At 45.0% G+C, this 16,242-nt stretch carries 10 protein-coding genes; 7 read left to right on the top strand and 3 right to left on the bottom strand.

The window, feature by feature from the left end; translation table 11 throughout:
• The first annotated feature begins 184 nt into the window (after positions 1-184).
• From ACLFWI_RS13165 to ACLFWI_RS13190, 6 genes are all read left to right on the top strand, one after another.
• The gene (locus ACLFWI_RS13165) at positions 185-976 is read left to right on the top strand and encodes a hypothetical protein (RefSeq protein ID WP_446413312.1); all 792 of its coding nucleotides are present in this window, start codon (positions 185-187) and stop codon (positions 974-976) included.
• Positions 977-1,152: 176 nt separating this feature from the next.
• Positions 1,153-1,692, top strand: coding sequence for a hypothetical protein (locus ACLFWI_RS13170; RefSeq protein ID WP_446409370.1), 540 nt, complete (start codon positions 1,153-1,155; stop codon positions 1,690-1,692).
• 148 nt (positions 1,693-1,840) lie between these two features.
• Positions 1,841-3,802 carry a protein kinase domain-containing protein gene (locus ACLFWI_RS13175; RefSeq protein WP_446413313.1) on the top strand — a complete coding sequence of 654 codons (1,962 nt, stop codon included), beginning with the start codon at positions 1,841-1,843 and terminating at the stop codon, positions 3,800-3,802.
• A 389-nt stretch (positions 3,803-4,191) separates the two neighbouring features.
• Positions 4,192-4,512 (top strand): hypothetical protein, encoded by a 321-nt coding sequence (locus ACLFWI_RS13180; protein ID WP_446409368.1) that lies wholly within the window; start codon positions 4,192-4,194, stop codon positions 4,510-4,512.
• Between the two features lie 412 nt (positions 4,513-4,924).
• Positions 4,925-5,239 carry a hypothetical protein gene (locus ACLFWI_RS13185; protein ID WP_446413314.1) on the top strand — a complete coding sequence of 105 codons (315 nt, stop codon included), beginning with the start codon at positions 4,925-4,927 and terminating at the stop codon, positions 5,237-5,239.
• 473 nt (positions 5,240-5,712) lie between these two features.
• Complete coding sequence (locus ACLFWI_RS13190) at positions 5,713-9,294, top strand: GAF domain-containing protein (RefSeq protein WP_446413315.1); 3,582 nt, start codon at positions 5,713-5,715, stop codon at positions 9,292-9,294.
• Between the two features lie 227 nt (positions 9,295-9,521).
• On the opposite strand, the gene ACLFWI_RS13195 is transcribed toward ACLFWI_RS13190, so the two are convergent.
• The 3 genes from ACLFWI_RS13195 to ACLFWI_RS13205 form a co-directional block, all read right to left on the bottom strand.
• A complete protein-coding gene (locus tag ACLFWI_RS13195) occupies positions 9,522-10,586 on the bottom strand; it encodes a ParA family protein (RefSeq protein WP_446413316.1) in 1,065 nt (354 codons plus the stop codon).
• The gene (locus ACLFWI_RS13200) at positions 10,583-11,776 is read right to left on the bottom strand and encodes an ATP-binding protein (protein ID WP_446413317.1); all 1,194 of its coding nucleotides are present in this window, start codon (positions 11,774-11,776) and stop codon (positions 10,583-10,585) included. The genes ACLFWI_RS13195 and ACLFWI_RS13200 overlap by 4 nt, the downstream gene beginning before the upstream one ends.
• Positions 11,777-12,422: 646 nt before the next feature.
• Positions 12,423-13,052, bottom strand: coding sequence for a CatB-related O-acetyltransferase (locus tag ACLFWI_RS13205; RefSeq protein ID WP_446413318.1), 630 nt, complete (start codon positions 13,050-13,052; stop codon positions 12,423-12,425).
• Positions 13,053-13,381: 329 nt separating this feature from the next.
• On the opposite strand from ACLFWI_RS13205, the gene tftA reads away from it, so the two are divergent.
• Positions 13,382-16,015, top strand: a complete 2,634-nt coding sequence (tftA, locus tag ACLFWI_RS13210) for a hormogonium tapered terminus morphoprotein TftA (RefSeq protein ID WP_446413319.1) — start codon at positions 13,382-13,384, stop codon at positions 16,013-16,015.
• The last annotated feature ends 227 nt before the right edge of the window (positions 16,016-16,242 follow it).

A 16,242-nucleotide genomic window follows, 5' to 3' on the forward strand; every position in this document is an offset into this window, starting at 1 on the left:
AATTGACCATAACGTTGGGCGATGATGCGCCAAAGCCAAAGGAAACCCACAACCAACCAGAGTGCGATCGCTAAAGCCGAAAATTTCAGCAGTCGGCAAATTCTCATTCCACCCTAAAATAAAGAATGTCTCATGACATCAGCGGTGGTTTTGAGGAGATTAATCTGAGTTCAAGTCGAAGCCAATGATGTACCAGCAGCATAAGATCCCAAAATCTAGTTTGCCTATGGCGCAACGGGCAACCAAGAAAGAGGCAAAAGGCGGAGTAAATGTGGTGCAGTCTCGCCCAGAGGACGTAGCGTCACCTGCCAAGGAGAACCGTAGCGTGATGGCAAAGTCACGGGATGAGATGTTGAATAATGTGCTTCAGACATTATTCAAAGGGGCTAATACTAATAGTGACTCGGTTGAGTTTGGTATACCCAAACTACAGGACGAGTCTCAGCTAATAGCTGTTGCACCAGCAGTAGTCATCCCTATAGGAATAGGAGCTTACAAACTAGGCTCTATTGTACTTGCTTCTGTAGGTGCGGCTGGAACTATCATTTATTGGGAGGATATTAGTGGGGCATCGATAGAGATTGCGACAATTGCTATTGATTGGGCAACTGATACAGTTAGTGAAATTACCGATCAGATTATTAATGCAGTCAGTCAGGCGGGAGTAGTCGCTGGTAATATCCTTGAAAGAGCGAGGGGAGTTATAGAAGGTGTTATCCGTAATGTATTGGAAGCTAGACGCGGTAACACTCCCGGAAATAATGAAGCTCAAAATAAACAGTTTAAGGATGCTGTTATAGAAATAGAACGCCGAATTGGTAGAAGACTTGATAGAGATGAAAAACAATTGCTGCATCAGGAAATTAGTGGACAATGGTATGGTTTTTGGCAGATAGTCGCAATAGGGATAGAAATGTTTGGTGATACTGATGCACAAGAGCAAATAGATGATCTTGTTGACTGGGACGATGATTAATTTACCCTAGACACGATAGCGTTTATCGTTTAATTAAAGTATCCCAAAAATGTTAAAGCTATTGTATTATAGATATTCAACGTCTCTCATCCAAATGAAAACTACTCTATAGGGACTATACCAGCAGCATGAACAGTGTTGATAATTTTTAAATTGAAGAACTATAAAAAAAAGCAATGTCTATTAATCCAACTGAAAGAAATTTAATTGAGACTAAAATATTACCGTTATTGGGACATAAAGCCTGGGGTGTTTCCTTAGGACATGGTAGTTTTATTACTCTAGAGTTTGGCAATCCAGTCAAGCAAGTTGTAGAGTACCGTAATCCAGTCAAGCGAAAGCATGGTAATTTAGTTAAGCAATCAGAATATACTCGTGGAGAGTGGCATCTATGGATTTATCTGTGTGCTTGGCGTTTAGAACAGAATCTTGAAGTGCTAGTCGCTTGTGAAGATTCGCGCTCAAAGATAGCCTTAGAATTGCAAAAAATAGAGGGGATGAATTTAAAAAGTGTGAAATTCATTCCCCCCCTTTGGGATACCCTTTTCACTTTTGATAATCAATTAGCCTTGCGAACATTTTCCCTCTATTCAGATCCGTCAGATCCGGAGGAAGAGGGTGCTGAAGATTGGATGCTATTTATGCCTGATGGCAATGTATTGGCTGTCGGACCGGGTAGTCAATGGTGTTGCGAAAAAAGTTCAAAGAGCAGATAAAATTTGGCTATTTCTGGAAATTCTCATAGTTGCACAGGACACAAGAGCAACTCGAAAGAATGCAACCACAGTAATAACAATAACTATAAATTGCAATCCTGTAAAGAGTTACAGAGCTTTACCAGCTATGCTATTTTAGCCATTTCCCATGCGATATTGCCTCAATTTTAACTGTCAGAATCCCCAAAATCCTATCGATGCAGAGATTTGTCAAAATTGTGGCTCAGAGCTGTTATTAGATAACCGCTACTTTGCGCTTAAACTAATTGGTCAGGGGGGTTTTGGTAGAACTTTTCTCGCCGTGGATGAGTTCTTGCCCACTAAGCCACGTTGCGTGATCAAACAGTTTTTTCCGGGTGCCTCCGCGTTCAATTATCGAGAGAGGGCGGCTGAGTTATTTCGCTCGGAAGCAAGACAACTCGAAACACTCGGTAAACATCCACAAATTCCTAAACGACTAGCCTATATCGAGCAGAAAAGTAGCCAATACCTGATCCAGGAGTTTATCGATGGACGTAATTTAGCTGAAGAGGTGAGTGAGGAAGGCAGTTTCGACGCTACAAAGATTCGACAATTGCTCGAAAACTTACTGCCTGTTCTAGACTTTATCCACGCTCATCGAATCATCCACCGAGATATTAAACCGGAAAATATTATTCGTCGTCAGACTGATCAGCAACTGGTCTTAGTGGATTTTGGTGCTGCCAAATTGGTGGCAGAAACGGCTCTTACCCAAACCGGAACTGTAATTGGTAGTGCTAGGTATGTCGCCCCTGAACAAGCCGTAGGCAAAGCGGTTTTTTATAGTGACCTCTATAGTCTTGGTGTCACTTGTATTTATCTGTTGACCCAAGTAGACCCTTTCGATCTCTATTCCTTCGCACAAGACTGTTGGGTTTGGCAAGATTATTTGCATAATTCTGTCGATCGCGAATTGAGTAACATCCTTGACAAGATGTTGCAGAGAGGGACATTTGAGCGCTATCAATCCGCTGCTGCTGTTCTTGCAGATTTGAAGGCTGAACCGGAACAAGTAATCGTCAGCAAACCGACTCATTCACCAGAAGCAAGTGTAACTGGCTTAAAACTATCACCGATAAATTGGCTTCATATTCACACCATAGACTCAGAATCTATTCAATTTCCTAGGACTCCATTTCCGAGTTTATTTAATTGTTCGACCGCGCTAAGTCCTGATGGAAAAAAATTAGCTCTTACGGGTCATCAACATCATCTCGTAGAATTATGGGATTTGAAGACTAAAACATTACGTTCTAAGTTTGATGTTACGTTGGCACGACTCGTCATTAGCCACGATAATCAGATGCTGATTATTAATGGTGATCTAGATCGCACGAGTAGTGGTGCTACGACTCTAATTTGGCATTTACCCACAGGTCGCCCAATTCGCCAGTTAAACACAAAGTTTGTTAGTGCTTCAGTCGATATTAGTCCCGATAGTCAAATCTTAGCCTTGGGAGGTAATAGAGGGCAAATTGAGTTATGGGATGTACGAACTGGCGAGCAGACGAGTGTCCTATCGGGACATGCTCGCTGGTTTAAGCTTTTGCCAACAATTTCTGCTCTGGTCTATGTTGCCATAACAGATAACACACCTAGCCTCCTCAACCGCCAAGATTCTCAGGAGAATAGAGGCGTACCCCAACAATCGGCTTGGCTTCTTGCGAGTGCTAGTCGGGATAAAACGGTGAGATTATGGGATCTGAAAACTGGGGAATTGCTGAGTAAGTTGACGGGACACACTGGATGGGTCTATTCAATTGCAGTGAGTCCAGATGGGCAGACACTTGTCAGTGGTAGTGCGGACAAAACTGTCAAAATTTGGCATCGGGAAACTGGGGAATTAGTTCGTACCCTTTCCCAGTTTGAAAAACCGGTTTACTCTGTCACCATCAGCCCAGATGGACAAACTCTGATTGCAGGTAGTGGTGACCCAGCGCTGACTATTTGGAATCTGGAAACTGGTGAATTAGTCAATACCCTTGAAGGACATCCAGAGGGTGTCGCTGCTGTGGCAATGAGTGCTGATGGAGAAACGATGGTTAGTCGCAGTCTAACTGGTCAAGTCAAAATTTGGCAGCCTGGTTAGCCTGAACTGTGGGAACGGGGAACGGGGAACGGGGAACGGGAAACGGGGAACGGGGGAGATGGGGAAGATGAGACAGGTGATGGAGAATTTTTCCAATCGCCAATCCTCAATCGCCAGTCCCTAATCCCTGACTCTTGCTGATCAGCGTGCAGATTGACTATCATGCTATTAGTGTATTACGTGTTTTACGCTATATTACGGTTAAGTACGTTTTCAGGGTCATCGCAATGGCATAGAGAAGAAACCCTCTGTTTGAGAAAAACTCAAGCTAGGGTAGCTATCTAATCTATTCCGTTGCAAGTCAGCGCATCTACGACACCAAATTGAAGAGTTTAACCTTGACTACGCCAATTGGGTGTATGACTTAACCTTTTTATGTAGGGTTTTTTTTGACAAAACAGTTATTGAATTATCTGTGCGAGGAGTTTATCTTGGCATTCATCCGACTCGCCGATTTGATCATCAATATGGACTATGTTGCAGCAGTGACGTTCAGCACCTACAACGGCTTAGGTGAGGGACAAGAGATCCCGGTTGTAAACATTTGTTTGGCAATTCCTGAGGGGGCATTAGATGGTCAAGCGTCATCATGCATAGGGGATTGCCAGAATTGTCAGGGTATTGAAAAGCTGGAATATGAGAATGATTTAGCGATCGCGATTTGGAATTACTTTACCCAATCCAGTGAGGTTACGGTTCTGTTTGAGTGATTGGGGAAGTCGGGGTTCACTTTCACGATTATCGTGTTTTGCCACCCCGATGTGACTAAACCCGCCCCGACTAAGTGAGAGAGTTTTGAGTTAACTCCCCCACCTTGTTTCCTGTTTCCCTTCTATCCCCTGCACCCCGCACTCGGAGTCCCCCGTTTATGAAGACTCGATAAAACCTCCAAGACTTTGTTGCTGATGTTCGTGTAGTTGACCTATGATGAGAAAAGCGTATTACAAGTTATACGACTGTCTTACAGATTCAACCGTATCTGGGAATGAAAGCCTAGGGTCTGCGATCGCTCGCCTCTTTTGCTTCTGTTCTCCTCAAGGTTGGACACCACCAGGGTAAATCTATCGTTTTCGCTTCAATCCCACTATTCCTGAATGTGGTGTTTTTTTAGGTACTAGCACTATGAGTTCATTCAAATCCGACAACCAATTACGTAATCTCAATCCCTCAACCTCTGAACCTGTATCTTCTGATGAAGTACAGCAATTTAACCTCGAAAATCAATTAGCAGAACTTGCCGTTCCTTTAGCCCAAGCCTGGAAAGATAACCATCCAGAAGCGCAACCTGCATCAGAAGCGGATTTAGATGTTTGTACGTTGGCGGTGGCGATTGAAATGGCGATCGCCGGGGAAGCGGTTGGCGGTCCCATCGGCGCTTTAATTACCTCTGGTGAGGGTGTCAAGGCGGCTAGTGTGGCTTGTAGACGAGTGCTTTAATCCAATATCGTCTTATGTCATTTGTCTTATGTCTTATGTCATTTGCTATTGGTGAATTAGGAATCTAGCCAAAAATGCGAGTTTGTTTTTGGACAACCCCTGAGGATAAGTGTCTGTCGTGTTTTGTAACGCCAGAATTCCTCTGATACCGTTTTGGATTGTAAATTTTAGATTTAGATCGAGTTCTCTAATGATGTAAAGCTGATATAGGGTATTGGACAATTGATAGCAATTTGGTTGGCACAGAAAGACCACTTAGGATACTTTTACCCGCATCTTCTACCATTTTTAGTTGAGTTATAAATTTGATTTCTGTTGAGTAGGGGCAATTTTCTACCCTATTCTTTTTTGACCATGATGTTACTCAAACCGCCCCGCGCCAATGCCAGAATTCTTTAACGTAGCTTGCTGATCAAAAAGCGAGTATGACAATCAAGAATCAACCAAGACTCTCATTTCAAGGACATCATTTCATGGCTACTAAATTTGATCCACTTAATACTTATAACTCTCAATCCCATGAAGACACTTTGAATAGAGGGTATCAAAATAGTGCAACGAATTATCCTAACAGCCAACTCCCTCTTGAATCCGTTCTCCCCCCAGGAATGACGCCTCCAGAGCCGAAGAAACAGCCTTCTTTCCTGGGGCGTACTCTTCCGAGCTACAATCGGTTATTATCCCAGAACAGTACTCCCCTGCGGATTCAGTTATTGCAAACCATTTTACCTGCTGTACTGGTTCCCTTGGGATTAGCGGGATTGGTGACATCTGGAATTATTTCGGGGCGCAGCCAAGAACAAACTGAGCAGTTATTACAAAATGAAGCATTATTAACCAGTGATCTGGTCACTGAATTGTTAGCCGAAGCCGAAAAAATTCCCGCAATTGTGGCGCATAATCCGTTAGTCATTAATGCGGCTAAGAATACGGCAACAGTGGCTCAAACTGAAGGGCTGCCGACAATTCCGATTGAGCAGCTTGAACAAACCTTCGCCACAACTAAAATTGTCCAACCCAATCCATCCCTGAATAGTTATCTTCAAAAAACAGCAGAAGTTAGCGAATTTTCGGAGTTATTTTTTACCGATAAACACGGGTTCAACGTCGCATATAGTCGCCCAACCTCGGACTTTGTGCAACGGGATGAACAATGGTGGCAAGCAACGAAAACAGGTGAGGGTCGGTTAATCGAACCGACATTTGATCAATCGGCAAATACCTTTGGAATTGAACTGAGCCAAGCGATTACTGATCCGAACTCAGGTGAATTTCTGGGTGTGGTAAAAGGGGTTTTACCCGCCACAGCGTTCGGTACGGTGCTGAATAATTTGCTCTCAGATTTACACTTAGTTGATTCTCAAATCGTACAACTTTTAGCCCTGAACCAAGAGGGTAATGTCACTGTCATTCATAACGTCGGGATTCAGGACGGAGAAGGTCAACAGACGGTTGTGGGCGGTGATGCGATCGCGCAAGGCGCCAAAATGTTGCTCGATAGCCTACAGTCTCAGAATTCTCAGGCGGAATCAGTAGCGAGTAATTTGCCACTCAAGGATTTAACCATAGAGTCAGTCCCGTCTCAGGTTGGCGATTCCCTCAACAGGGCTAACTTTGAATACGCGGGTCGCCGTTATCTGCTGGTCACCGTTCCCAAAACCAACTGGGTGATTGCAGTTTCTATGGAACTGAGCGACCTCCGCAGCACTGGATCTCAAGCAGTGCTGACCTTTTCCTTAGCGTTTCTGCTCTTAGGCGGTGCGATCGCCGCAATCCTGTTATTTTTAGCCCGTCGCTTGGCAATGCCCTTAAAACAATTGGTTGGCACGGCGGAACAAATGATTGCAGGGGATCTCAATGTTCACGCTGAACCATCCGGTCCGACGGAAACCCGCCTCTTGGCACAAGCGTTTAATAATCTGGTCACCAGTGTTAAGGGATTATTATATCAGCAATCGGCAGAAACACAACAGGCAGAATTATTTGCCAACATCGCCATTTCCCGCGCTCGGACTGAACGAGATTTAGAGGAAGTCTTCCAGGCGGCTGTTCAAGGGGCGTTGCAAATTCTGGGCGTTGATCGGGTAGTGATCTATCGGTTCCAACCCGACTGGCGGGGATACATTTCCAATGAAGCCGTCGCTCCCGCTTGGACTCGTGCCTTGGGGGATAAAATTGAAGACGCTTGTATTGGCGATGCTCTGATCGAAGCCTACAAACAAGGACGAGTCGTACCCACCAATAATGTTTTTGAAGCAGGATTTCATCCGGATCACCTCCAGTTAATGGAACGGTTACAAATTAAAGCCAATTTGGTCACACCCATTCTCAAAGATGAGCAGTTATTTGGGTTACTTATTGCCCATCACTGTAATGCTCCCCATAATTGGCAGCCGTCAGAAATTGAGTTCCTCAAGAAATTAGCCATTCAAGTCGGTTTGTCCTTAGACCGGGTGAACTTCTTGGTCGAAAAAGAAGCGGAAACCGAACGGGCGCAACAACTGAATGAAATTACATCCAGTATTCGGGAATCCGTGACCGTAGAAGAAATTTATAATGCCGCGATTACAGGAATTCGCAAAACCATGAAAACCGATCGCGCGATCGTTTATCTATTTGACGAAAACTGGAAAGGCACGATCATGGCTGAATCGGTGGCCCAAGGCTTTCCCAAAGCCTTGGGCGCGAATATTGCTGACCCCTGTTTTGCCGAGCAATATGTCGAGAAATATAAGCAGGGGCGGGTCAAGGCGATTGAAGATATTCAAAAGGCAGGTTTGAGTCAGTGTTACTTGGGTCAATTGGAACCCTTTAAGGTCAAAGCCAATTTAGTCGCGCCAATTTTGGCGTATGGAGATCTTCACGGCTTATTAGTCACCCATCAATGTTCCAGTACCCGGGCATGGCAAGAATCAGAAATGACCTTCTTTAAACAGGTGGCAATTCAACTCGGTTCAGCCTTAGATCGTTTAGATTTCTTAGCCCAAATTGAGCAATCCCGTCAAAAAGCTGAAAGTCTGGCAGAGGAGCAACGTCAACAAAAAGAAGCGATTCAAATGCAATTAGTTGAACTGCTCAATGATGTGGAAGGAGCAGCCCGAGGAGACTTAACGGTACGGGCAGAGGTCAACATTGGTGAAATTGGCACCGTTGCTGACTTTTTCAACTCAATTGTGGAGAACTTGCGGCAAATTGTAACGCGGGTACAAAAGTCAGCGATTCAAGTGAATATGGCGGTTGGTGAAGACGAACAAGCGATTCAGCAACTGGCAGAAGCGGCACTGAAACAGGCAGAAGAAACGACTCAAATTTTAAATTCTGTCGAACAAATGACCCAGTCGATTGAAGAAGTGGCAGAGAATGCTCGCCAAGCGGCAGTTGTTGCGGGTACGGCATCCAATACGGCACAAATGGGTCAAGCGGCGATGGATTTAACGGTAGAGAATATCTTAAATTTGCGGGGTACGATTGGTGAGACAGCGAAAAAAGTGAAGCGCTTGGGTGAGTCGTCGCAACAGATTGCCAAGGTGGTATCTATCATTGAGAAAATCGCCCTACAAACCAACTTACTTGCCATTAATGCCGGGATTGAGGCAGCACGGGCTGGTGAAGAGGGTCAAGGCTTTGCCGTTGTTGCCGAAGAAGTGGGAGAATTGGCGGCAAAATCAGCGGCGGCGACTCAAGAAATTGAGGAAATTGTTGAGAGTATTCAACGAGAAACCGCGATGGTGGTTGAGGCGATGGAACAAAGCACTAAGCAGGTGGTAGAAGGGACACAGTTGGTGGATGATGCCAAGAATAGTTTGGGTCAAATGTTAGAGGTATCCTATCAGATTGACCAATTGGTGCAGTTAATTTCTACGGCTACGGTGTCTCAGACGCAAACGGCTCAAGCTGTGAGTAGTTTGATGTACGAGATTGCTATGGTTTCAGCCCAAACCTCAGATTCCTCAACGAAAGTGTCGAATTCACTGCGGAAAACGGTGGAAGTGGCGCGAGAGTTACAGGCGTCTGTGGGGACGTTTAAGGTTGATCCGCAACTGGATTATGAATAAGGTTTTCTTGACGGTGTAGGCGCTACCTGTAGGGGCAATTCATGAATTGTCTCTACAAGAGATTAAATTGTAGGGGCGGGTTTAGGGATTCAAGTTAGCTTGTCACCAATAACTGAACAACAAAACCCGCCCTGATTTAATTGTAGAGAAGAAATTGTACGGAGTTTCTGGGCGCACGGAGTGTGAGTCTTTACAATATCATCCATCCAATTCGGTACGCTATGCCACTATAAAGGCGCGGTGGGTGTTGACAACTGTTTTACTCCTGTTCGTTGGGCGATCGCGCGAGCCAATTTTTCAAACTCTCGGTAGACATTCCTCACCGCATAAGTATGAGCGCCAATCGCCCCGTCAGCCGGTTTGAGATGAAAGATGGGCTTACGGGCTTCCTGAGCCATGGGCATCAAACTCTGATAGTTTTTTAGCAAGGCTAAACAATGGGAATCATCGGCGACAGAAATTGTATTCTTCAGGGGTTGATCTAATACATCTTCGTGATAAACCGTTGGGATACGAGCAATCCAACGGTTATACGCCTTCACGGGACGATCTAATCGGGCTGAATGTTGTAAAACAACGTATCCAATCGGCTGCATTTTGCCTTGAGGAAGCTGTAAATCTGTGGCTAAACCCTTCTTTCCTAGAGAACTTGTTTTAGCTAGTCTCTCTTGCCATTCTTGGCGCCATGTTCGCAAGGTTGGACCCAGATTCCGTAACCCTTGCAACGAAAACAAATCCGGTGACAGAGGAACAACTACATAGTCAGCTGAAATTAGCGCCGCCCGATTAATTGCTCCCAAATTAGGACCAAGATCCAGTAATATAACATCAGCGTTATGAGCTAAAGCAGCGTTTTGCATAATTCTCCAGAAGGCAGACATAACCCGAAACGCTCGTTCTTGACCCCCTCCACCTAAACAATTGGGCCACTGTGCTGAAAGCTCATCTTCAAAACCAGAAAGATATAAATCTCCAACCAAAAGCCCTAAGTCTCCTCCAAAAAGCGATAACTGATCTTCTTCAATGAATTCCAGGTAGGGATTATCAATATCACCCGTTCCTTTTAATAGCGGTTGTATACAATCAAAAACTGTATGAGCATCCTTGCCTAACCAAATTTCTTCCAATCGCTCCTCGTCCAGAAATGCAGCCGTCAGGTTAGCTTGAGGATCAAGATCGGCAGCAACAACTCGCAGCCCCATATCTTTATACATCCAGGCTAAGTGATAAACTAATGATGTTTTACCCACACCGCCTTTGTTATTAAAAAATGCAATAATTGTTGTGTTCATAGTTTTTTCTTAATTGTGACTAGCAGATGGGCGTCTTCGACGACAAATTCTGGAGGTGGATTACCGTTTTTTTGCAGTTCTTTGCGTGCCAATTGAATTCCGACTCCAAATCGCTGCACATAGCCTAAATTTTTCATCGCTTCGGCTAAGTGAGGATTGCGGTAATCGGTTATACCGGGCTGACCAAAGTTTTGCTTATTCACTTGACCAAAAGGACCACCAGGATTTTGGATCTCGATACGATCATTAAACCAGGTAATCCGAACGGGCGCGTATGTTCCTTCATAAGTGCGGTGCATCACGGCATTTCTTGCGAGTTGTTGTAGCGCCACAATGGGATAATCAGGCTGTCGCATTTCAATGGGCTGAGCGGTGATATCGGTTGCTACGGAAATATGAGCTTGAAGGGTTGCGTCAAGTAGTTGGAGTAAATCAGGAAGTGAACCGTCAATTTCCTTCTGATCTTTAATAGGATCTGTTAATTCACTGCCCTCAATCCGCAAAAATTGAATATAGGCACCCGGAATAAATTGTCGTGGATCACTACCAACGACTAAGACAGCCAATACTGTTGGTTTTGGCTGGGGTTCAACTGTAGCAAAGCGCATTGAGGTGAGTTGTTGTTCAGTAGATCGTTCATTTTCTTCGAGGATGTCAATGGCTAAAGATGAAGGCAAATAAACGCGACGAAATAAGTCTAAATCTAGGTCATCTAAGCTAGCCGATGGTAGAGGTAGAATATCAAAAGGTAAATCCTTTGCCCGTCTTTTTTCAGCTAAACGACGCTCTTCTTGTTGTGTAGCTGTTGCTCGGCGCGGACCAACTCTTACCCAAACCCGTCCGTTGAAGCGCACAGGTGGAGCATCAGATGGTTCTACAATTACAACTACTAATTCACATCCAATAATTGTTCGTTTTTGAACAATCATATCCGGAAATGGCAGAATATTTCCATCTGATCGGATATCCGAGAGAGTGAGTAGGAGTTGGTCAGTAATTGGTAAATTGGCACAAGTTCCGTCATTATTAACGCCAATAAACAGAACTCCAGGTTGTTGGTGGTTGGGTAGATCATTGGCAAAAGCACAAATAGCCTGACGAATGATATTTCGGTCAGCTATCGAAGCCTTACGTTCCACCCGATCCGATTCCAGATCATTTAGCAGAGTTGCCAACTCCTGATCATTCATTCAGCCCTCCTTGGTAATACTTTCAGCTTAACTCTTTGTTTCTATAGTAGTAGTATTTGGCGGATACTGCTTTAACATCGTTTACTCGTGCGGAGTCAGTGCTGTCTTCAGCTCCACATTGATGGTCAACTGAATATAAAAAAACATCGGTTTATACATCCGATCCGATGTCATAATTTATTGGAGCATTTTCTCACGGGAGGTTAGCTAAAAATATTGATATTGACCTGCCTGAAACCTAAGCTGTTTATCGATACTTGGGGTTGGTTAACTCTCCATGATCAAGGAGAAGATAAACATCAAAATGTCGCCCCGCCTCTGTTGAATAAACTAAAAAATTCTTTAACCCTTACACTTTGGTCAAAGAATTGTTGCATGAATTTACATGAGGGGATTCCCCCTGAAATCTTAAAAGAAAGAAGAGAGCCACTCTCTCATGTAACTCTCTCTAAGCGTCCTAAAGGTACATCTACTACTCTTATAATCGCCTTGAGGGGTGAGGGGTGTCACACCCAGTTTTGGATCAATAACTGACAGCGTAATATTGATCTTTTATTACTTAGCAGGAGAATATTGCCCGCGATCGCACTCGATCAGAATCCCCCTATCTTGCAGCAGCAGGGGTTCTAACTCCCCTAAACCTTAGTCATACCGCTTCACGTAACGCCTGTATATTTGAACCACAAATGGCTTTCAGATTACGAGTAATCTTCTCAATATCCCAGTTCCACCATTGAATCTCTAACAGTTCATTGATAACGTTATCGTCAAAACGCTTGCGGATTTCTTGTGCCGGATTTCCACCTACAATCGTATAAGGTTCGACATGGCGAGTTACAACTGATGCTGTGGCGATAATTGCCCCATCCCCGACATGAACACCAGGCATAATTGTTGCTCCATAACCTATCCAGACATCATTCCCAATCACTGTATCCCCTTTGTGGGGCCAGCTATCAGGCATGGCGACTTCCCATCCGGAACCAAAAATTGGAAAGGGATAATTGGTCAACCAATCGGTGCGATGATTTCCCCCATTCATAATAAACTTGACATCTGAAGCAATCGCGCAAAATTTTCCGATGATTAGCTTATCTCCGACAAAATCAAAGTGATATAAAACATTTCGTTCAAAATTTTCTGGATTCTCGAAATCATCGTAATAGGTGTAGTCACCAACGATAATGTTAGGATTATTGATAATATTATTTAAAAAAACTAACCGAGTTTGGTTAGTTAGCGGATATTTGCTATGGGGAGATGGTTTGTGAATCATAAGTAACCCTTTGAGATTTTGGCGACGGGGCATCATTACCTGGACATAAATTCTGTCCGCTGCACTCAGAAATGTTAACAATCGTTAAGTCCTTACTGTTCCCTGTTCTCCCATCTCAAACCGTCAACTTTAATTGGGTCTGATTCCTTAGATAACCCAGATTTGGTATAGCGCGATCGCAGGTTTCGAGGCTATTTCTTAATCAAATCTTAAGAGTTGACCCATTGATTTTGATGGAATCTATCCTAACCTCTCTTGAACAAGAAATCCCACAACGCACTATACTAAAATAACTAAAATTGCTCTAAATTATTTTAAATGAACAGCAAATGGCTTTAACCCTTAAAATTTTTGAAGATACCCTCCTCAAACAGCAGCCTGTCGATAGCAGTCAAATCTCTAACCCGGAAGACCTTTATAGTCTGACCCAAGGGACAGAGTTAGTACTGCACAGTTGGGACCCTAAGGACGGAGAACCCCACCATATCCGGGTGGCTTTTGCCACAGACCGATTTAACAACAAGAATACATGGTACGCCTTCACTGACCATATTCAGATTTGGGACGGCGAAACCGTCTTGCTACCCCCAGTGTCTCCCCCAGGTTCTACCGAAGTTCTGTTTAATGTGCGTTCTTGTTCCACTCATGTCGTGCGAGGACTGGATCAGCAGGTGATTGATGAGATGAACTTTATCACACCTGACACCCTGGTCAGTTTTGAAGACTTGAATGTGCGTCTGGGAAAAGCCGTGTGGCCCTTCCTCCAGCCTGCGGCTAAAGCCGCCCTGGGGCGGGCAATTCGCGATCGCGGCATTCCCCTAGTCATCAATTCGGGGTATCGTACTATTGCCCAACAGCTTATCCTCTACAATCACTATCGGGGAGGTCGTCGCTGTGGGATTCAACTCGCCGCCCGTCCGCCTCGTAGTAACCACCAAAGTGGTTTAGCGATAGATATCCAAGATACCGATGGCTGGCGTCCCTTTCTAGAACGACATGGCTGGCGATGGTTGGGTCCGAGAGATTATCCTCACTTCGACTATATTCGCGGCGGACGTGATATTCGTAGCCTAGCGGTACGGGCGTTCCAACGGGTTTGGAATCGATACAATCCCCAGGATAGAATTGCCGAAGATGGGGGCTATGGACCTGCGACTGAACGGCGACTGAATCGGAGTATTATCGGCGGTTTTGGGGAAGTCTGGCAGGGCTTTGAAATCATTAAGTTGACAAGTCCCTACATGCATGGTAAAGATGTCCGCAAAATCCAGCAAGCGTTAGCAGATGCCAAAATTGATGTTGGGGTAGATGGCGTGTTTGGACCAGGAACTCAAGCAGCAGTAAAGCTGTTTCAAAAGGCAAGGAACCTAATTACTGATGGTGTGGTGGGACCTGCCACTCTCGTGCAACTGGGATTTTTCGGCGCACCAGTGGTTATCTCACCGCCCGAACCTGAACCCAAACCCACTCCAGAACCCGAACCCGAACCCAAACCCACTAAACCCACGCCTCCACCAGCCAAGGCTGTCGGGCGCATCTTGGTTTCTGCGGGTCATGACCTGAAAGATCCCGGCGTTGTTGCTTTAGGGACGACGGAAGCCCAGGAAATGATTCTTACCCGTAACGCCCTGGTGCAGGAACTCCAGTCACGAGGGGTTAATTTCCTGACGGTACCCGATGACCTGGATCTGGGCGGTACAATCAAATGGATCAACGATCGCGTTCTGCCTGGGGATGTGGCGATAGAACTGGGTGGTAATGCCTTTAATGGTTCAGTTCGGGGTACTGAAGCCTATTATATTGATGGAAACGAAGACCGCAAAGACGATGCTAAGTTGGTCTTAGAGGCATTCTTGGAGAAAGTCCCCGAACTGCGTTTACCAGGAAAACCCCTCTCTCGTGGTGTTAAACCGGATACCTTGAGTGCCAAAAATCAGCTTCCGTTTTGTCGTGAAGTCGCGGCATCATCTATTATCTTCAATATCTGTTTTCTCGACAATCCCGAAGACTTAACCTTACTTCAAGAAAACCGCGATCGCTTTGCTCAAGGTTTAGCTGATGGCTTGCTGCAATGGAGTGGTCAAACGGCAAAATCGGATCAAACTTCACCCCATTTCCGCCTGATTAATATCAAAATTCAAAACTACGACCATGACGAAAAAGGGCTTCTTGTCAATGGGAATTCCTATATTCCGGCGGATCTGGTGGAAAACTTGGGGGTCAATCTGACCGTGGAATCGGATATTCGCCAACTCAGTTATGGCAATGTCGTGTATGTAAAAGCGGTTGATCTCCAGCCTTTTAATATCTCTGTCGGCTGGGATAGTGATACCAGAACGGTATTACTGAATACAGCGACTCAAACGGATTTGGATGAATCGGACAAGATTATCTGGTTTGGCAATGCCACAGAAGCGGATTTAAAAGCCTTTCTCACCAGTAATAATGAAAAAGCGCTTGACCAGTTCCCCGACATCCATACCATTTACATTGAAGAGGCGGAAAAAGAAGATGTCAATCACGACATTGCCTTTTGTCAGATGTGTCTCGTGACCAACTTTTTACGCTTTGGCGGTTTATTACAACCGGAACAGAATAATTTTGGCGGTTTAGGGACAGCCAATAGTGATCCGGCGGGTGCATTTTTCCCCGATATCCGCACAGGTGTGAAAGCCCACATTCAGCATCTCAAAGCCTATGGAACGACTGCACCGATTGAACATCCGCCCATTGTCAGTCCTCGGTTCCAGTTCGTCTTACGCGGGAGTGCGCCTTCGGTGTATGAGTTGAGTCGGCGCTGGAGTCCTGATCCGGAGTATGGGAATAAAATTATGGCATTGGTGCGGCGTTTACATGGTGTGGTGTCTGATGTGGAAGACACGCCTCAATCCTTCTTCATGCGTTTGAGTCATACGGTAGCGCCCATGGAGAATAATGGTAGCGATAGTCCTTGTGGGCTTTAACACCTTACCCTGTAACATTCGGTAGGGGCGGATTTAGGGACTAACCTTTGACATATAACCGATAACTGTTGTACAAAACCCGCCCTCCCCCACCCTTTACCATGGCGATTGAAATCGCGGCTACACAAACCAAGTCCGCCGGCGCGGACTAGGTGATAACGGGATGCCTAACCCGAATTTGGGATAAAAATGCCACAGAACAAGACATGCGATCGCGCCCTCATCCA

Source organism: Coleofasciculus sp. (genome assembly GCF_046539235.1).
GTDB lineage: Bacteria > Cyanobacteriota > Cyanobacteriia > Cyanobacteriales > Coleofasciculaceae > Coleofasciculus.